Genomic DNA, 19,267 nt, shown 5'->3' with positions numbered 1-19,267 from the left:
GTCAGGTGATCTCCATGCCGTCTTGCCCGATGATCCACCCTGCGGCCTCGGCCTTGGCCTTCTCGGCAGAGGTTGGGCGAAGTACGGGGTTGGTGTTGTTCATGTGTACAAAGATCTTTTTGCCGATTGTAAGCCCTTCGAAAGCTGCGATGGATCCATCAGGGCCGCTCATCGACATATGGCCCATCCGCTTGCCGGTCTTTTGGCCCAGATTGGCGCGGACCATCTCGTCATCCTGCCACAGGGTGCCATCGAAAAACAGCCAATCCGCCCCTTCCAACCGCGCGCGCAAATCGTCGTTCAGCATGGCGCAGCCGGGGATGTAGAATGCGGTTTTTGACGCGCTCTCAAGTTTTACGCCCACGGTCTGATCGCCGATGAGGTCTGTTTGCACTGTCTCCCCCTCGAGATATAGGGGGACTTTTCCGGGCACTGGAAAGAGCGTTGCAATCAGCCCTGGCGCCAGTTCAAAAGCTGCATCCAATGCAATGGTTTCGCGCGCAACTACACGACTGTTAAGGGCGTCAAACATCGGGTTTTGGGCCAGTACATCATGTATCCCGGCAGTGGCAAACAAACTGAACGGCTGCATCTCGCGTAGGGTCAGCAAACCTGCCACATGATCAATGTCACCATTGGTCACCAGCACTGACCGCAGCGGCAGTTCTCGCAATCCGCTTGGATGTAAGGCGGCACAATCGGCCATCTGATGTCTGATGTCAGGCGATGCATTCAGGATCGCCCAGTTTTCGCCGTCGGCGGTCACTGCAACAGACGATTGGGACTGCGCCGGAATTTCACCGGTACGCGCAAGATTGCAATTGTCGCATCCGCAGTTCCATTGAGGCAAACCGCCACCTGCGGCGGCCCCAAGGATATGCGCGCGGAAAGTCATTATGTCTGCCCGCGCGCTATATGTTTAGAACAAGTCGTCGCGGTCGTCGTGACGATCTTCGTTCTCTGGTCCGTACATGTTGATTTCCATGCCGCATTCGATTTCGCGGATGATTGGTTTCGTCCAAGCCATGGGGGTCTCCTCCACTGATTTATCGTCTTATCCTGACAGAGGATTCCGGTTTGCGCGACTCTTAATTTATAAGAGCATATACGACTTTAATCGGTATTAGAGCTCGCTGATCTGCGGTGCTGGACCCTCAAGAGTAAATCCTTGGTTGCGTAGTGTTTTGATTTCAAAGTGAAAGTTGTAGTTCTTCAGCTTTTTGCGCAAATACCCGATATACACATCAACCACATTCTCGTTACTTGACCCTTCGGCGGCCCAGAGCGTGTCAAAGATCGCCCCGCGCGACAATGGCGTCCCGGAATGTCGGGCCAAAAGGTCCAAAAGCGCAAATTCGCGCTCCGTCAAGGTGACGCTGGCGCAGTCGTTTTTCAGCTCACGGGTGCGGCGTACCAAAAGCGGGGGCAGGGGGCGGTGCTGAGCGGAACGATGCTCCTGCACACGCAGGCGGGCGACCAACTCATCAAAGTTGAATGGCTTGACAACATAGTCGTCGGCCCCTGCTTCAAGCCCGGCGGCGCGGTGTTCCACATCTGACAATGCGGACAGCATCAGGATTGGCATGCTGACGCCAGAGGCGCGGGCCATGCGCACCAGATCGATCCCGCTGTCCGCGCCCAGCATCACATCAACGATAGCGCCGTCATACACCCCGGTTTGCAGCCTGCTCAATGCCCGGTCCGCCCGGTTTTCAGCATCTGTTTCATATCCATGCAAGGCAAGTCCCCGCGACAGGGCGGAGGTGATTTCCGGGTCGTCGTCGATGATCAACAAAGCGCTCATATGCGTTATACTAGGTGTTGGCGCGCGGCAGGCAAACCGCGATTTTCGTCCCGGGTGCATCGCCAAGTGCCTGATCGACAGGCACGGGGCTTGTCAGCGTTATACTGCCGTTTTGTTCGGTGATCACCCAGTGCGCGAGGGCAAGTCCGACCCCAAAGCCTTCGTTCGCTGTTGCCGAGCTGCCCTGTGAAAAACGATCAAACACATGCGCCTGATCCTGGGCGGGAATGCCGCCGCCATTATCGGTGACGCTGACGCCGGCGCAGGTCTTTTCCAGCACTGATGAAACATGGAGCATACGCCCCGCGCGGGCATGGCGAATACTGTTGCGCATCAGGCTCACAAGAACCTGACGTATCCAGTTGCGGTCACAATAAACGGCAACGTCCGGCATCGCGTCAATTGTCAGTGTCATGCCTGCATTATCCACCTCCGCCTGAACCTCTGCGGCCACGTCTTCTGTGAGTTCACCAAGAGTGACCCTGTCCGGATCCAGCGCCAGTTGCCCCGTGTCCGACCGGGCGAGCCTAAGCAGATCATCAATGCGGCGGTTGAGGCGCGCGGCACGCGCTTCGATCGTGGCAAAGGCGGCTGCCGGGTCGGGGCTGCCTGTTTTGCCGATCTGCGCCTCCATCAGAATAACGGTCAGAGGCGTGCGCAGCTCATGGCTTATGTCAGCGAAAAAGCGACGGCGTTTGTCGTCAATCTCTTCGAGGGCATCATTGGCCGAACGCAGTGCTTCCGTGCGCTCAGCGATCGTATCATTCAGACGGTCCCATTGGGCTTGCACGTCATCGCGCCGCGTAATCAGGGCAGCGGCCATACGGTTGGTCTCAGCAGACAGCTGGCCGATCTCATCGAGGCGCGAGACTGGCAGCGCAACATCGAATTTGCCTTGCCCTATCTGTGTGGCAGCTCTGCGCAGGCGGTCCAGCCGGTTGAATTGCGGTCGGATGAGACCGAAGTAGAAAGCAGCGACTGCAAGCACGGTACCCGCAACAATTGCCAGCGCGATTCGAGTCAGTTGCAGGCGCAGATCGCCGATACCACTCATGATATTGTTGCGAAACAGCAGTTCGGTATTCACCGCCTGACTTAGCAAGGGGTCCAATCCTGAGGCAAAGGTGTCGATGTGCGTCCGCAGCCGGTTCGTATCATTGGTGTCATCTTCCAATCCGTTCAGCGTAGAGCCGAGGAGCGCCTCCATGCGCGCAAGGCCAAGAGATTGAGTGCCATAGCGTGACTGTGCGTCGATCCCTAGGGCGCGCGCTGCAAACACCGCCTGTTCAACGTCGCGGTGCAACTGCGTGAAGGTGCGGCGCAACTGGTCTGCCACCGGGGCGATGCGATCCCTGCGAATTTCCGGGGTCAAGCCGGTCTGGACGGCTTCGCTGGCGACTACCAGAAATGTCGCCGCTTGTGTCGACAAGCTGGCATAGCGGGCCACGCGCGTTTCCGACGCCACCGCTGCGTCGAGCCGTTGTGCAACCTCATTCAGCCCCAGATAAAGCGTGAGCGCTGTCAGGATGGTGCCCGCGCTCAAAAGAGCCGCGCCAGCCGCGAGCCGAAATTTCAACGATAGTGTGGATGCTTTGGTCGTTCTCATTTTGCTGCAGCTGCAAAGCAATTAGGTGTCGCGGGTTTGTTATGCCAGAAATTTGGGCATTTGATCAGGTTTTTGACGTGCGGATGCTGCCTTAACGTCGAATTTACCGACTTTAGTCTAGGTTTGAGACGTGTGCGGGAGGACGAAAAGAAGCAGATTACAGGAAAGTCAGAGCTATGATTGAACTTTTGTTTGTTGCATGCCTTGCGACAGCACCGGACCAATGTCGCGAACGCAGTCTCGTATTCACCGATGTCACACCAATGCAGTGTTTGATGGGTGCACAGCCCGAACTTGCCAAATGGGCGGCGTCCCACCCCAATCAAGATATCAAAAGCTGGCGATGTCGCGCTGTTTCTTTCGCTGAACGCGAGATCTGAGCACATCCCGCTTATCCTTTGCGCTTCATCATGCCGCGCGCTGGGTCATATCCCCAAGCAGCAACAACCCCCAGAACCAGTGTGCTGGCTAGTACCCACGCCAGCGCCGTCAGGTTTAGCTGGAGGTAGAGCAAAAAGCGAATGAGCTCTACCACATGGGTAAAGGGATTGATGGCGCAGATGTCGCGCAGCAGCGGTGAGCTTTCCCCCATTTTCCAAAGTGGGTAAAGCGCGGATGATAAAAAGAACATCGGGAATATCACAAAGTTCATCACGCCAGCAAAGTTTTCAAGCTGCGAAATAAAGCTTGAAAGCACCAATCCCAAAGCGCCCAACATCAGCCCGCCCAAGATCAGCCCGGGCAATACGGCGACATATCCAAGCGGGGGCATCGTGATGCCAAAGAGCGCTGCAATGCCTAAAAATGCATAGACCTGCAGCACGGAAATGGTCGTCGCGCCAAACAGCCTGCAAAAGAGTAACCACCATCGTGGAAACGGGCTGGTCAACAAAAGCCGCATGGACCCCATTTCGCGGTCATAAACCAGACTGAGCGAGCTTTGCATGCCATTAAAAAGCAGCACCATCGCGCACAGGCCCGGCACGATGTAGGTCTCATAAGTGATATATGTTTGATACGGTGGGATAATGGACAAGCCCAACGCCGCGCGGAACCCGGCTGCAAAGATCAGCAGCCAGACCAACGGCCGCACGAGAGCGGCGAAAAACCGTTCGCGCTGGTGTACAAACCGCAAAAATTCGCGCCCGACGATCGCCCGCGTCACGCCCCAGAACCCATTCATGCCTTTGCCCCTGTTTGTGACAAAAACCAATCAGATAAAGGTGTGTGGCCACGTATATCGCCAGTCTTTCCCGACTCTATGATCTTGCCTTTGTGCAAAACCAGCAACGCATCGGTGTCGCGCACTTCATCAGTCAGATGGGTTGTCCATACTACGCACAGGCCCTGATCCGCGAGGTCATGGACATGCTTTGTAATGCTCTGGCGCGCGGCGGCGTCCAATCCAACCGTTGGCTCATCCAGCAGTAAGACAGCCGGTTGGTGCAGCAAGGCCCGGGCCAGTTCCATGCGCCGTCGGTGCCCGCCATTCAGCGCATGGACCTTTTCATCGCCGCGCGCCCGCATGTCCAACCTGTCCAGCGCCTCATCGATCCGGCCGGGCACCTCGGTACGTGGCAACCCGTGCAAAGCCGCAAAATAGCTCATGTTCTGGCGCACGCTCAAATTCAAGTCGAGCGTGGGTTGCTGAAATACGACACCCAGTTCGGCCAGCGCACGGCGCGGGGTCGCGCGCAGATCATGCCCCGCAATCGAAATGTCGCCGTGCGACGCCACCAATAGACGTGTCAGCAAAGAGATCAGCGTCGACTTTCCCGCGCCATTTGGCCCAAGCAGAGCGCAGAACCGACCGGGCTCCACCGTGAAAGAGACCTTGTCCAGCGCCGTTTTCGCGCCATAGGTAAAGCTGAGGTCCTGCACCGACAGCCCCAGCGTCATGGAGTGTTGCCGCCGTCACCTGTCACAAACATACCTTTTTCCCCGATGACCCACTGTTGGTGCAACTTTGCTATGAAATGACACACACAACAAGGACCGTGCGACACGACTTTTGTCTGTACGCCCGGAACTGCAGACGCGTTTGCGTTTTGAAGAGCGCGCAATCCAGAGACAGGGCACATGATGTGATCCGGGTGGTTGTCATTGAGCCCGCAGTAGCGATCGCAACTTATAAATAGCCTGTGGTCGCATCCAATGTACCTGTGCTGCGGATACATTCGGCAAGCGGCTTGGCCAGCGTTTCCCGCTGCACGGTCGGCACGTCGGGACGCGTTGCGCCGTGTAAGCTGCGCAACGCTTGTTTTTGTATTGTCCAGTCCGATTGAGGGCGATCACTTTGGTCAGGCGTTTGAAATTTGCTTTGCTTTTTCAACCAGAACTTCCGCCTGACGAATGGAGGCATAATCAATCAAACGACCATCAAGGCTCACCGCGCCCTTGCCGTCGGCCTCTGCTTGCGCCATCGCTTCCAGAATGCGCTGTGCTTTGGTGATTTCGGCGTCAGACGGGCTCATCACTTCGTTGGCGAGTGCGATTTGACTGGGATGGATCGCCCATTTGCCCTCGCAGCCCAGTACCGCTGCCCGGTAGGCAGCCGCTTTGTACCCGTCGGGGTCTTTGAAATCACCGAAAGGGCCATCAATCGGGCGCAATCCGTTTGCGCGCGCCGCCACGACCATGCGCGCAAGAGCATAGTGCCACATATCCCCCCAATGCGTTTGCCGGTTACCCTCGGCGTCGGGGTCTGTCAGAACGGAGTAATCCTCGTTCACGCCCCCGATGATCGTCGTGCGCGCGCGCGTGGATGCGGCATAGTCTGCCACGCCGAAATGCAGGCTTTCGTTGCGCTTTGATGCACCGGCAATTTCAGTGACGTTCTGCATGCCAAGTGCTGTTTCGATAATGTGTTCGAAACCGATGCGTTTTGAATAGCCTTTTGCGTCCTCAATTTGGGTGACCATCATGTCGACGGCATAGACGTCCGCGGCGGTTCCCACCTTCGGGATCATGATCAGATCGAGCCGCTCTCCGGCCTGTTCAACAACGTCGACCACATCGCGATACATGTAGTGCGTGTCCAGACCATTGATCCGAATCGACATCGATTTCGTGCCCCAGTCGATCTCGTTCAGGCCCTTGATGATGTTCTTGCGCGCTTGTTCTTTTTCATCCGGTGCAACGGCGTCTTCCAGATCCAGAAAGATGACATCAACGTCTGATTGTGCTGCTTTTTCAAACATTTGCGGCTGACTCCCCGGAACGGCAAGTTCAGAGCGATTCAGGCGGGCTTGCGCCTGATCAACAGGATGGAATGACATGGGATGTATCCTTTCTGGATGGTAATATTGTTGCGCCAGATAGGTTTCCTGAGACTGATTATGTCAAGCAGAGTTTCGGTCTATTTCGGTATACCGTCGTCCTGATCCCGCTCCAGCGCCAGCCGAGAAGAGTAGTAAAAAGCAATCGCCTGTGCCCGGTTTTTCACGGACAGTTTTTCGTACAGATTGGTCAGGTGAAACTTTACCGTATTCGTTGAAATCGACAGCTCTTTCGCCAACTCCCTATTGGTCAACCCTTTGGACAAAGCGTCCAGTGTCGCGCGTTCCTTGCGGGACAACAGGTGAATTGGGTCTGATTGTAGTTCGCGTACGTCGAGAAACGGAAAAACCATTTTGCCCGCGGCAACATCGACGCAGGTATCCAGCAATGTTTCAGCCGGGGATGAGCGCGATGCGAAAGCAGCCGCGCCTGCGGTCATAGCGAGCCGGGGCAGATCGCCGGTATCATCGGCATAGACGATGATGCGCGGCGCGTTTTCCTGATCGCGCAAAACCTCAATCAGCTTTGCGCCACCCAAGGCAGGCAGGCTCCAGTTGATAATCCCGATTTGCACGGGAACCCGCATCACCGTCCCCAGAAAACCCTCAGCCGTGGCGGTGGTCGCTACGAGAGAGAATCGCGGATCCCGGTCGATTACCTCTGACAAGGCTGACAAAACGAGCGGATTACTGTCAGCGAGCATAACGTCAATTGGTTTGCGATCTTGGTTAACGGCTTGATTCATCTTCTATAATCCAAGTTTACTACCCGTTTTGGTGGGTTGAATTTCGGTATACGATGGTATTTTTATACCTTTGGGCGGGGTTTTTCCTACCCATTTAGATACCCAAAAGCAGGAGTAAGGTGCGTTGTGGCAATTGTCCACGCGATTATGTTGCATCAACGCCAATCGAGCCGTGATCGCTGCTCGCCATAATTTTCGGAGGACCTATGACCATTTTCCCGCAACTCGAAATCCCTGAGACAATCGCAGCCGGCCCGGGTCCTGGCAATACGGATGCGCGGGTTCTCGCACGCTTTGCCGGAGCGGGATTGGCCGACCACATGCATCCTGACGTCCTGCGCGGCATGGTCGAATGCAAACAGATGTTGCGTGATGTGATGGGCACCAAGAACGTGCATACCTTCGGCGTCGCCGGCACAGGTTGGTCGGGCCTTGACGTGATGTTCAGCGGGGTAATGCCCGGCGATACTGTTGTAATGTTCGTGAACGGTACTTTCTCGGGCATCGATGGCCTGACGGTCCGGATGAAAGCGGCAACAGCCGAAGAGCTTGCAGCGAACCCCAGCGATCCCAAACCGGCTAGCGTGACGATTATCGAAGTGCCGCACGGCCAGTCCGTGACAGGCGAGATTGTAGATAAGGCGCTGTCCGAGCACAAACCGCAGTGGGCAGCGATGGCGCATTGGGAAACCGGGTCAGGTCGGGTCAATGACATTCAGGGTTTCTCGGATGCCTGTGAGGCGCATGGCGCCATGGGACTGGTCGACGCGGTATCGTCCTTAGGCGTCGAAGACTTTCGCATCGATGATTACCCCGGCGTTCATGGCTGGGCGTCCTGCCCGCAAAAGGGCATTTGCTGCCTGCCATTGACCTACGCACCCGTATCCTTTTCCGACCAATTCATTGAGCAGTTGAAGAAGACAGGCACGCGCACATTCGTACACCACCCGATCATGGAAGCGCGTCACTGGGGCATTGTGGACGGTAAGGACGTCGAAAAAGGCACCTACCACCGCACTCATTCGGCCTATGCCGTTGCTGCTTTCCACGAGGCACTGCGCATTACGCTGCAGCAGACTGTTGCGCAACGTGCCAAGGACTACATCTATCACGAGGCAGCACTTCGTGCGGCACTTACCGAAATGGGGTGTGAGATCACGTCCAACATGACGTCGCTGATCGTGCTCAACCTGCCAGCCGAGATGGCCGGGCGCGAGATGGAGCTGGTGCAGCATTGCCGGGCACAGAATTTCGGCATCTGGCCGACATTGTCTGAGCCTGTGCAAGTGCGGATCGGTATCCTGAACCTGCTCAACCAGCAGGCCATTTCAGGCATCGTCGACAAGTTCGGGCAAGCCATGCGCGATCTCGGTGCAAGCTTTGATCAGGATGCGGTCTCGGCTGCACTCAGCCATCACTACGGACAGGCAATCGCCGCAGAATAATACCGTCATCCACGTCTTCTGGGAGGAGCGACCATGGATATCCACGAGTACCAAGCGAAAGAAGTTCTTGCAAATTTTGGGGTCACTGTGCCGGACGGCGCACTGGCATACAGTCCGGAACAGGCAACCTACCGTGCACGCGAACTCGGCGGAGAGCGATGGGTTGTAAAAGCCCAGATACACGCCGGCGGGCGCGGCAAGGCGGGCGGCGTCAAGGTCTGTTCCAATGACATCGAAATCCAGAAAGCGTCCGAAGGGATGTTCGGTCAGAAGATGATCACGCATCAAACTGGTCCTGAAGGCAAAGGTATCTACCGCGTGTACGTCGAGGCCGCGGTACCGATAGATCGCGAGATCTATCTGGGGTTTGTGCTCGATCGTACAACGCAGCGAGTCATGATCGTCGCAAGCGCCGAAGGCGGCATGGAAATTGAGGAAATCTCAGAGAAACGCCCCGAAAGCATTGTGCGGGCCATCGTGGAACCTGCAGTGGGCCTGCGCGAATTCCAATGCCGGCAGATCGCATTTAAACTGGGCGTGGACGCAGGGTTGATTCAGCAGATGGTGCGCACGCTGCAAGGGTGTTACCGGGCCTTCACCGAACTGGATGCGACAATGGTCGAGATCAACCCATTGGTGATCACGACGGACAACCGCGTGATCGCGTTGGACGCCAAGATGACCTTTGACGACAACGCATTGTTCCGTCACCCCCAGATCAGCGAGTTGCGCGATAAGTCTCAGGAAGACCCGCGCGAAAGCCGCGCCGCGGACAGAGGTCTGTCCTATGTCGGGCTGGACGGAAACATTGGCTGCATCGTGAATGGCGCCGGTCTTGCGATGGCGACGATGGATACGATCAAACTTGCTGGCGGTGAACCTGCAAACTTTCTGGACATCGGCGGTGGAGCAACACCAGAGCGTGTTGCCAAAGCTTTCCGTCTGGTTTTGTCAGACAAAAGTGTGCAGGCAATCTTGGTTAATATCTTTGCCGGTATCAATCGCTGCGACTGGGTTGCCGAAGGTGTCGTGCAAGCCATTAAAGAAGTGCAGGTGGATGTGCCTGTAATTGTTCGGCTTGCCGGAACCAACGTGGAGGAGGGGCAAAAAATACTCGCCCAATCCGGCCTTCCGATCATTCGTGCGGCGACACTGAACGAAGCCGCCGAACGCGCTGTGGGCGCATGGAAAAATGACCTCTCACAGGGCACAAAAATGAGGGCTGCATCATGAGTATCCTGCTGGATCGCGACACAAAAGTTATCATTCAGGGCATTACAGGCAAGATGGCCCGTTTCCATACCAAGGACATGCTTGAATACGGCACCCGCGTTGTCGGTGGCGTAGTGCCGGGCAAAGGCGGTGAAACAGTCGAAGGTGTGCCTGTGTTTGACACCGTGGAAGAGGCGGTCGCGCAGACCGGGGCCGAGGCATCGCTGGTTTTTGTGCCGCCGCCTTTTGCGGCTGACAGCATTATGGAAGCCGCAGATGCGGGGATCCAGTATTGTGTTTGCATAACGGACGGTATCCCCGCGCAGGACATGATCCGGGTGAAGCGTTATATGTACCGTTACCCAAAAGAGCGCCGCATGGTGCTGACAGGGCCAAACTGTGCGGGCACGATCAGCCCGGGCAAGGCGCTGCTGGGGATCATGCCGGGGCACATTTACCTGCAGGGCAACGTGGGTATCGTGGGCCGGTCGGGCACCCTAGGCTATGAGGCTGCAGCGCAGCTGAAAGAACGCGGCATCGGTGTGTCCACATCGGTCGGGATCGGCGGGGATCCAATCAACGGGTCGTCCTTCAAAGACATCCTGCAGCGTTTCGAAGAAGACGAAGACACCCATATTATCGCAATGATTGGTGAAATTGGCGGGCCACAAGAGGCAGAAGCGGCGGAGTACATCCGCACGCACATCACCAAGCCCGTTGTGGCCTATGTCGCAGGTCTGACCGCACCCAAAGGGCGCACGATGGGCCACGCGGGCGCCATCATCTCGGCCTTTGGGGAAAGTGCGTCTGAAAAGGTCGAAATCCTCTCAGCCGCAGGTGTGACCGTTGCTGAAAATCCGGCGGTCATTGGCGAGACGATTGCAAAAGTGATGGAGGCCGCATGATGGTTAAGCCAAGCGTACTCGTCACACGTCGGTGGCCCAAGATTGTTGAGCACCACCTGTCAGAGAAATACAATGTGCAGCTTAACCGGACGGATCGGCCCCTCACCTCTCAAGAGTTTCGCGAGGCGATCGCCAAGTATGACGCCGTTTTACCGACCGTTACCGACAAAATCCGGGCCGACGCACTTGATGCCCCTAACGTCCAAACGAAAATTCTGGCCAACTACGGGGTTGGCTACACACATATTGATGTGGATGTGGCAAAGACCCAAGGGATTGCCATCACTAACACGCCAGATGTTTTGTCCGAATGCACGGCCGATCTGGCCATGACGCTGATGCTCATGGCGGCGCGACGTGCCGGCGAAGGCGAACGCGAGTTGCGCGCTGGTGACTGGTCTGGCTGGCGTCCAACGCATCTGGTCGGCACCAAAGTGTCCGGCAAGGTGCTGGGCATCGTGGGCTTCGGACGCATTGGTCAAGAGATGGCACGTCGTGCGCATCACGGCTTTGGCATGCAGATCATGGTTTTTAACCGCTCAAAAATAGCGCCTGAGGTACTGGCGCAGTTCAACGCGCAGCAGGTCGCAACGCTGGATGAGTTGATGCCGCTGTGTGATTTCGTATCACTGCACTGCCCGGGTGGCGAAGAAAACCGTCATATGATTAACTCAAAGCGGTTGAACCTGATGAAGGAAGACGCATTCCTGATCAATACCGCGCGTGGTGAAGTCGTGAATGAACTCGCGCTGGCGCAAGCCTTGATGTTTGATACCATTGGAGGTGCCGCTCTGGACGTGTTTGACGGGGAACCACGGATCAACCCAACGCTGGCGCAATGCGACAATCTGGTGATGCTGCCACATTTGGGAAGCGCCACACGCGAGGCCCGCGAGGCGATGGGGTTTCGTGTGCTGGACAACCTTGCCGACTTCTTTGACGGACGTCCGCCACGCGACCGCGTCGCCTAACTTAACAACCTTTTGCATCTGACACTAATTGGAGGCGACAATGAACGCGCTTGACCGAAACACTTCTACATTCTTTACTTCCAGCCTTGCACAAACAGACCCTGAAATCGCATCTGCGGTTGCCTTGGAATTGAAACGCCAGCGCGATGAAATCGAACTGATCGCGTCAGAAAACATCGTTAGTCAGGCCGTGATTGAGGCGCAGGGCTCTGTCATGACGAACAAATACGCCGAAGGGTATCCGGGGCGTCGGTATTATGGCGGATGCCAGCATGTGGATGTGGCGGAAAACCTCGCGATTGAGCGGGCGTGCAAACTGTTTGGATGTGATTTTGCCAATGTGCAGCCGAATTCAGGCAGCCAAGCCAACCAAGGCGTGTTTCAGGCGCTTTTGAAACCGGGTGACACGATCCTCGGGATGAGCCTCGACGCGGGTGGTCATTTGACCCACGGGGCTGCCCCAAACCAATCCGGAAAATGGTTCAACGCCGTTCAATACGGTGTGCGAAAAGACACGCTGGACGTCGACTATGACCAACTTGAGGCATTGGCGTTGGAGCATAAGCCACAGATGATCATTGCCGGGGGATCGGCCATTCCCCGCACTCTGGATTTCGCACGCTTTCGCGAGATTGCAGACAAGGTTGGTGCCTATTTGCTTGCTGATATCGCGCATTATGCCGGGTTGATCGCGACCGGGCATTACCCATCGCCATTCCCACATGTACATGTCGCGACGACGACCACGCATAAAACACTCCGCGGTCCCCGTGGCGGCATGATAATGACCAATGACGAGGCAATCGCGAAAAAGGTGAATTCCGCGATTTTCCCGGGCATTCAGGGCGGTCCGTTGATGCATGTTATCGCGGCCAAAGCCGTCGCCTTTGGTGAAGCGCTGCAACCTGACTTTGAGCGCTATCAAGCACAGGTCGTCAAAAATGCTCAGGCCATGTCGGATGAGTTGATCAATGGCGGCCTCGACATCGTGACGGGCGGAACTGACACCCATCTGATGCTGGTCGATCTGCGGCCGAAAGGGGTCAAGGGCAACGTAGCGGAAAAAGCGCTCGGCCGGGCGCATATCACCTGCAACAAAAACGGCATTCCGTTTGATACCGAAAAGCCGATGATCACTAGCGGTCTGCGGTTAGGATCACCCGCAGGAACAACGCGTGGATTCTCTGAAACAGAGTTCCGGCAGATTGCAGGCTGGATTGTCGAGGTGGTGGATGGCCTCGCGCGCCACGGTGCAGAAGAGAACGGCGAAGTCGAGGACAATGTCCGGTCGCGCGTGCAAACCCTTTGTGACGCCTTTCCAATCTACTGATCACACGAATGAAAAGCGGATGCGCGGGATGTAATATCCCGCGCATCCGCTAACCTGCACGGCAGATGATGCCGTTGAAAATGATGGCTATCCATTTTGTGCTATATGTGACGAGACGGTGACACAGGCAAACAGCGTGTTGCACTGTAATTCCTCTGGCAATTTACGTGTCTTCGCGACCGTTAGAATTGGCGCCGGATAAAGCAGCCTCTGACATAACCGAAAACTGCGGCTCTCGCGTTTGGCATAGTTTCCCAATTGCGACACCATCTCATGGCTCTGCTTTGCCTGAGGGAATTCAGAGAGAGCAATTAACCACAAACAAATATCAACGTATTTGTTTAAATTTTTTTATAATATGAAAGGAAGACAGTCAGATTATCGAAATGGTTTGGAATCCTCATGGCCGCTACACCAGAACATGCAGCACGCGTACTTGGACTTGACGAAACAGCGAGCATGGATGACGTGCGGCGCGCACGTCGCGAATTTGCCATGAAATATCACCCTGATCGCCGTCCCGATGTCACCACATCAAGCCGTCACATGGCGCGCGTCAATGCAGCCGCCGACACGCTGATCGCTCATATCCGAGACAAAGCAAAGCTAGCATCCAAGGCGCGGCAGCCACAATATACAGACTTTTCGAACAGTCGCGCATCCAAGTCGAAAAACCGGGGTCGGACTGTCAATGCTCAAGGTTCAACTGCAGCAAAGTCCGACCTGCAGACAGATATATCATCCACTGAACGTGGGTCGCGGACAGTCGCGTTGAGACAGCCCCTGGCAGCCCCTTTGGTTCCCGAACGCTCTGGGCGCGACAATGATTTAATCCGCCTTGCCGCAAGGTCCTACCGCACTGTTTTGCAGCAAATCACCCAGCCTGACCGAGGGCCGACCGTGGATGCACTTGCGCTGCGTTTTAAAACCGCAGTTTAAAGTTTCGAACCGCTTTCCATCAAAGTGGAGGCGAAATGACCAAATCTCTTTCTGTGCGGTAGTGTGTTCTGGGCCAAAAAACTTATAATAAACAAAACGTTATTTCTTGTGATCACATCCGCTATACTGATGTTGCGCGGTGACATGATATCATCAAAGGTGAGGTTGTTGTCGACAGTGTTAAGCAATGAATATGCTCCGGGCGCGAAGCCAATCAGATAATGCAAATACTCCAGCGCATTGAAGTCCGCTGCGAAACAAGCTTGGTGTCTCCGCCCCGGGAAACCGCGGGATCCGGACCTTCTTGGCCCCTTAGTATTTCAAAACCACTACGCCTCAGAAGGTGTCGTTTACCAAACTGTACGTGTCGAGGGTTAGAGCTGCTCCTTTGATGTTGCTTGCAACTGCAAAGGAGATTGACAACGCACAGCGCGGCATGATCCCGAGAGAGGACTGAGACGGCATACGATTTTCGCGAGGATACGCCGCGTATCGCATTGGCCAGCAGTCGAAACGCAATTTCGATGAGAGGGACGCAAACAGGTGCATGCGATCTGGGTGTCTGCAACGTGGCGCCGAATCAATGGATCACGGCGCATTTAGAGACAGAGGTAGTGTCTAAGGACGACATAAATCTCGCCCTGTAGAAAGACCGCCTTTGACACAAGGACCGCATTTTCATCAGCAGCCGGAGATCTTAAAAAAAAGGCGATGGTATCTCTGGCGAGCTAAAAGCGGTGATGCTTAAGTTCATTGCGGGACGCCGATCTGCGGTTCCTGTTGGCCGGATGTCCCGCGTGATGGACGTTGGTCTACGTGGTTTGCGCACGTTGTGCCAGCCGACGACAACGGTCTGATCTGGTCACGCTGACGCACTTCAATGACCAACCGCGCGTCGACTTGGCCAGTTATGGCAGACCACGGACGACGGGAGAACTGAAAGAGATCGGCTTGAATGTCGGGCCAAACCAAAGGTGGTGGATCACATCATCTGTTTCTGGACCAACGAGGGATAGTTACATCTGGCTGTGACTCTTGACCCGCCCGAAGCTAGGAGACCCTGAAACCAGTAAGCCATGGTTAGACAGCAGTGATCCCCCCCTTTTGAACGGGTCCATCGTTATGTTTAGGAAACACAGGATCACAAATGGCAAACAAGCGAGCCAAGCCCAAAGATAAGGCACGTTGACGTTCTGATGGGGCAAGGCATGCCGCGTCTGGATGCGATAAGACAAATAGGCGTCGTTGAGCAAACCTATTATCGCTGGCGCAAGCAATATGGCTAAATGGGCACAGAACAACTGAAGGAGTTCAAGCATCTTCAGAAAGAGAATGAGAACCTGAAACTGGCGGTTTCGGATCTGACGCTCGATAAACTCATTCTGACGGAAGCAGCGAGGGGAAACTTCTGAGCCCCGCCGGCCGCCGTGCCTGCATTGAGCATGACCGCCGCCAGATCAGCTCGGCCTTGATGGTTTTGAAGAACGTCTCGACAGCCGCATTGTCGTAGCAATTGCCCTTCCCAGGCATCGACACCTTGAACCCATGTTGGCGCAGAATCTTTTGATAGTCGTGAGAACAATATTGGCTACCGCGATCCGTGTGATGGATGCAGCCCTTTGGTGGCGCACGGAATACGATGGCCATGTTCAACGCCCGTATCGCTAGATCACGCTTCATGCGGTTACTGACGGCCCAGCCGATGACACGGCGAGAATGCAGGTCCAAGATCACAGCCAGATACACCCAGCCTTCACGGGTCCAGACATAGCTGATGTCGCCCGCCCATTTCTGGTTTGGCGCATCTGCCGCGCAGTCACGATCCAGTAGGTTCGGTGCTATATTGAACTTATGATCTCTATCCGTCGTGACCTTGTGTTTGCGTGTTCTGACCACTGATATGCCGTTCTGGCGCATCCACTGCCCGACAGGCGATTTGGCAAAGCCAAATCTGCCGAGAGGGGGCGGCCAACACGGCGGTGACCGATATCCAGGCCAATCTCTTTCAACTCCTCAGTCATGCGCGGCCTGCCATAGCTGCCAAGGCTCAGACGAGATTGTTCTTTGATGTGCGCCAGCGTGACCAAATCAGACCGCTGTCTGCGACTGGCTGGCCGGCTTCGAAATGCGCGTAGCCCGCGTGTGCTGACGCCAACGACATCACACAGCCGATTGGTGGGGAAGCTCTCGCTGTGTTCTTCAATGAACCTAAATCTCATTGCTTTAGGCCCGCGAAGAACTGGGTGGCCTTTTTTAAGATCTCCCTCTCCTCCTTGAGAATACGGTTCTCGCGGCGCAGCCGGTCATTCTCTTGAACGAGGCTCATATCCTCTTTTGACACCACATCCGTGTCTCGATGCGCTGTGATCCACTTGTTCAGTGTGGACATACCTACACCCAGATCGTCAGCCACCTGTTTGCGTGTCAGCCCACTGGTCAGCGCGATACGCACCGCATCTTGGCGAAATTCGTCCGTCCGTTTCAGTCCCATAGTCAGTCTCCTTTGTTGCAGTAAATGCTATCAAAGGGGCGGCATCAAACCGCGACAGGTCCAGGTGGAGCAGTGTGCAATACTCGCTGCGCAGATATCTCGGATTAGAACCCGACAGCTACCCAAACAAAGCTCGAGAGCAGGGCGTGGCCGAGATGATGGTCGACGTATACTCGACTCATGCCGAGCCCCTCGAGCACGACACGCTCTTCCGGTGGCACGAAATGCTCCTATCTTTCGACAAACGGTTGGAGACCATCGGGTCCTATCGCCGGCATGAAGATTCGATGCAGATTGTTTCGGGTCGTCTTGACCGCACGGTCGTGCAATTTGAGGCCCCATCATCTGCGCAGGTTCCGGGCGAGATGGACCGATATGTCGACTGGTTCAACCGAACAGCGCCGGATGACGGAGAGTCCTTGCCAGCATTGACGCGAGCAGGCCTACGCCATCTCTATTTCGAGAGTATCCATCCATTCGAAGACGGAAATGGTCGTTTGGGTCGAGCCCTAGCCGAAAAGTCCCTGGCTCAGAATATCGGCCAACCAAGTCTCATCGCGCTCGCCTTCACCATCGAGCGAAAGCGGAAGGACTATTACGGTCAACTTGAGCGGCACCATAAGACACTGGATGTCACACTGTGGCTTGTATGGTTCGCAGAGGCCGTTCTGGAAGCGCAGCAAGTTACGTTGGACCGCGTGGGCTTCTTCATTGCCAAGGCGCATTTTTTGATCGGCATCGCGACGCGTTGAACGAACGACAGGCCAAGGTGATCGAGCGGATGTTCCGAGAGGGGCCTGACGGGTTCAAAGGTGGCCTGAGTGCCGAGAACTATATTTCGATCTCCGGCACATCGCGGGCGACGGCGACCAGGGACCTGCAGGAACTTGTCGAAATTGGTGCCCTCACGCGTACTGGCGAACGCCGGTATACACGGTACTGGCTGGAGTTGGAAGGACCGGATTAGTATTGCATCGCTGCGGGGAACGGCGGGCCGCATCGTAGCATCAGACTCCTAATGTGGATGGCAGTTTGGCCGTCACGGTCGCAATTCGCCCAAGATGTCAACTCGCTCCAACGCGCGCCGCAGCGCATGGTTCGAGACCCGCACGTAGATCTTGGTCGTTTTGAGGTTCGCATGCCCAAGGAGCGCTTGAACTATCCGGATGTCGATGCCCTCTTCGATGAGAAGCGTCGCGGCCGAGTGCCGAAACCGGTGTGGGGTTAGGTGCGGTTCGATCCCGAGGCGTTTTGACAGCGTCCGCAGTCGCTTTCGGAAGGTGGCCGAGCGGAGCCGACGCCCCTCCGTGTTGAGGAACAGCGGTGATGTAATGGAGCCGTCGTCAGAGCGCGCCTGGCAGTAGCGTTGAAACTTCTCCTGCAGCTCACGGTTCGGCACGAAAACGATCCGCTCCTTGCTACCTTTGCCCTGCACGAGGATCTGGCCGCTGTCCGGCGAGACGTCGCGGACTTTTAGGTTTGTCAGTTCGCTGATCCGCAATCCTGTGTCGATCAGCAGCTTGATGATCAGGATCGTGACGGCATCCTGTGAAGGGGAGTGGGCAAACTGAGTGGAAATTTGAAATACAGCCAGACCGCCTGAGCCATCACATCTTACGGGAAACCATGGCGCTGATAAAGCGAAGATGGGCTAGATTTGGTTATGCCTTCCCTTCGCACATCAAAAAGGCTGGTGCATTAAGTTTACGGTGCTTATCAGCGGACTAGCCTAAGGCTTTTGCAGATGCAGGCACGAGCTAAAGGCGCGCAACCCCAAACCGACTTGATTGAATAGGGTATGAGCGATGTAAATGAAGGCATTGCTTTGACACTTGGCGCGCCCGTAGATCTGATGACTGGGGCGCTGAACATCGGAATGCGCGGTATTAACGCAATCGCGAGAACCGAACTTCCCCAGATTGAAAGTCCAGTTGGCGGATCAGACACAATGCGCAGCTTTTTGGCCTCGACAATTTCGGAGGCTGGGCCGCAAAATGGGCCGCAACGTTATGCGCGCCGGATCGGTCAGGAAGTGGGATTAGATGAAGCGGAAATTCGTTGTAAAGAACTCTACCTGACTAAATCTGATTCACTCTCAGAATGACATCATCGACAGGGGAACGCTCCAATTAGCGACTCCAAAAGCAAAGTGCGCGCGCTATTGTGCCGCGTGGTTGGAGAGTTCTGAAGGTGCCCGACGACAACGTCCTTTATCTGGCCGTTTTCGACGCCTGCGGGTACGCAAACGCCAAGGATGCGGTTGACGAAATAGTCTACCTCTGTCGCTGTTTTTCCCTCAAACGCAGGGAGGGTCGTTTGAAAGCCGCCTATCTTGATGCCTTCCCAAGTGCCGATGATGTAGCCAACACAAACCCCTAGCTGGACGTCACTTTGCGCTTCGCAAGCTGATAGCAGGTCGTTGCCGGTTTTTTGGTTTGTCAGTGCTGGCTCCCCCGAAAGGCAAAATACAATAACCTATTATTTTCATCTCATGAGGTTTTCGCAAGGTACCGACCTAAACAATCCAGAATGCACGTTAG

General features: G+C 55.6%; 17 protein-coding genes and 3 pseudogenes. 9 read left to right on the top strand and 11 right to left on the bottom strand.

All coding sequences use genetic code 11. The features are described 5' to 3' along the window. Position 1 precedes the first annotated feature (1 nt). From pqqB to RLO149_RS17855, 8 genes are all read right to left on the bottom strand, one after another. Complete coding sequence (pqqB, locus tag RLO149_RS17895; protein WP_013963494.1) at positions 2-895, bottom strand: pyrroloquinoline quinone biosynthesis protein PqqB; 894 nt, start codon at positions 893-895, stop codon at positions 2-4. A gap of 24 nt (positions 896-919) precedes the next feature. Continuing rightward, positions 920-1,027, bottom strand: coding sequence for a pyrroloquinoline quinone precursor peptide PqqA (gene pqqA / locus RLO149_RS17890; protein WP_011567425.1), 108 nt, complete (start codon positions 1,025-1,027; stop codon positions 920-922). 96 nt (positions 1,028-1,123) lie between these two features. Next, complete coding sequence (locus RLO149_RS17885; protein ID WP_013963493.1) at positions 1,124-1,804, bottom strand: response regulator transcription factor; 681 nt, start codon at positions 1,802-1,804, stop codon at positions 1,124-1,126. Between the two features lie 10 nt (positions 1,805-1,814). Next, entirely contained in the window at positions 1,815-3,410 is a 1,596-nt protein-coding gene (locus RLO149_RS17880; RefSeq protein ID WP_013963492.1) for a sensor histidine kinase, read from the bottom strand. Between the two features lie 391 nt (positions 3,411-3,801). Continuing rightward, entirely contained in the window at positions 3,802-4,593 is a 792-nt protein-coding gene (locus RLO149_RS17870; protein ID WP_013963490.1) for an ABC transporter permease, read from the bottom strand. Continuing rightward, a complete protein-coding gene (locus RLO149_RS17865) occupies positions 4,590-5,309 on the bottom strand; it encodes an ABC transporter ATP-binding protein (RefSeq protein ID WP_013963489.1) in 720 nt (239 codons plus the stop codon). Before RLO149_RS17865 ends, RLO149_RS17870 begins: the two co-directional genes overlap by 4 nt. Before the next feature lie 401 nt (positions 5,310-5,710). After that, entirely contained in the window at positions 5,711-6,688 is a 978-nt protein-coding gene (locus RLO149_RS17860; RefSeq protein ID WP_013963487.1) for an HpcH/HpaI aldolase/citrate lyase family protein, read from the bottom strand. 80 nt (positions 6,689-6,768) lie between these two features. After that, the gene (locus RLO149_RS17855; protein ID WP_013963486.1) at positions 6,769-7,434 is read right to left on the bottom strand and encodes a response regulator transcription factor; all 666 of its coding nucleotides are present in this window, start codon (positions 7,432-7,434) and stop codon (positions 6,769-6,771) included. Between the two features lie 206 nt (positions 7,435-7,640). Between RLO149_RS17855 and RLO149_RS17850 the strand changes: the two genes are divergently transcribed. The 7 genes and pseudogenes from RLO149_RS17850 to RLO149_RS23655 all read left to right on the top strand — a co-directional run. After that, entirely contained in the window at positions 7,641-8,879 is a 1,239-nt protein-coding gene (locus tag RLO149_RS17850) for a pyridoxal-phosphate-dependent aminotransferase family protein (protein ID WP_013963485.1), read from the top strand. A gap of 33 nt (positions 8,880-8,912) precedes the next feature. Then, positions 8,913-10,112 carry a malate--CoA ligase subunit beta gene (locus RLO149_RS17845; RefSeq protein ID WP_013963484.1) on the top strand — a complete coding sequence of 400 codons (1,200 nt, stop codon included), beginning with the start codon at positions 8,913-8,915 and terminating at the stop codon, positions 10,110-10,112. Beyond that, positions 10,109-10,996 (top strand): succinate--CoA ligase subunit alpha, encoded by an 888-nt coding sequence (gene sucD / locus RLO149_RS17840; RefSeq protein WP_013963483.1) that lies wholly within the window; start codon positions 10,109-10,111, stop codon positions 10,994-10,996. Before RLO149_RS17845 ends, sucD begins: the two co-directional genes overlap by 4 nt. Further along, complete coding sequence (locus RLO149_RS17835) at positions 10,996-11,967, top strand: 2-hydroxyacid dehydrogenase (protein WP_044025732.1); 972 nt, start codon at positions 10,996-10,998, stop codon at positions 11,965-11,967. Before sucD ends, RLO149_RS17835 begins: the two co-directional genes overlap by 1 nt. Before the next feature lie 40 nt (positions 11,968-12,007). After that, positions 12,008-13,297 carry a serine hydroxymethyltransferase gene (gene glyA, locus RLO149_RS17830; protein ID WP_013963481.1) on the top strand — a complete coding sequence of 430 codons (1,290 nt, stop codon included), beginning with the start codon at positions 12,008-12,010 and terminating at the stop codon, positions 13,295-13,297. Between the two features lie 402 nt (positions 13,298-13,699). Continuing rightward, complete coding sequence (locus RLO149_RS17825; RefSeq protein ID WP_013963479.1) at positions 13,700-14,236, top strand: DnaJ domain-containing protein; 537 nt, start codon at positions 13,700-13,702, stop codon at positions 14,234-14,236. A 1,175-nt stretch (positions 14,237-15,411) separates the two neighbouring features. Continuing rightward, positions 15,412-15,692 (top strand): annotated as a pseudogene (locus RLO149_RS23655) (transposase); the annotation flags it as partial. On the opposite strand, the pseudogene RLO149_RS23650 reads toward RLO149_RS23655, so the two are convergent. After that, positions 15,638-16,727, bottom strand: a pseudogene (locus RLO149_RS23650) (IS3 family transposase); the annotation flags it as partial. The pseudogenes RLO149_RS23655 and RLO149_RS23650 overlap by 55 nt on opposite strands. Positions 16,728-16,795: 68 nt before the next feature. Here RLO149_RS23650 and RLO149_RS17800 point away from each other — a divergent pair. Further along, positions 16,796-17,694, top strand: a pseudogene (locus RLO149_RS17800) (Fic family protein); the annotation flags it as partial. Positions 17,695-17,766: 72 nt separating this feature from the next. Here the strand turns inward: RLO149_RS17800 and RLO149_RS17795 are convergent. Beyond that, positions 17,767-18,306, bottom strand: coding sequence for a tyrosine-type recombinase/integrase (locus tag RLO149_RS17795; RefSeq protein WP_281015732.1), 540 nt, complete (start codon positions 18,304-18,306; stop codon positions 17,767-17,769). A gap of 219 nt (positions 18,307-18,525) precedes the next feature. Between RLO149_RS17795 and RLO149_RS17790 the strand changes: the two genes are divergently transcribed. Next, positions 18,526-18,831, top strand: a complete 306-nt coding sequence (locus RLO149_RS17790) for a hypothetical protein (protein ID WP_013963475.1) — start codon at positions 18,526-18,528, stop codon at positions 18,829-18,831. Between the two features lie 2 nt (positions 18,832-18,833). Here the strand turns inward: RLO149_RS17790 and RLO149_RS24540 are convergent, their stop codons facing one another. After that, positions 18,834-19,142 carry a Rap1a/Tai family immunity protein gene (locus RLO149_RS24540; protein ID WP_425357863.1) on the bottom strand — a complete coding sequence of 103 codons (309 nt, stop codon included), beginning with the start codon at positions 19,140-19,142 and terminating at the stop codon, positions 18,834-18,836. Between the last annotated feature and the right edge of the window lie 125 nt (positions 19,143-19,267).

This window comes from Roseobacter litoralis Och 149 (assembly GCF_000154785.2).
Lineage (GTDB): Bacteria > Pseudomonadota > Alphaproteobacteria > Rhodobacterales > Rhodobacteraceae > Roseobacter > Roseobacter litoralis.
The sequence above is the reverse complement of the archived record's forward strand: the minus strand, read 5'-3'. Positions and strand labels throughout refer to the sequence as shown.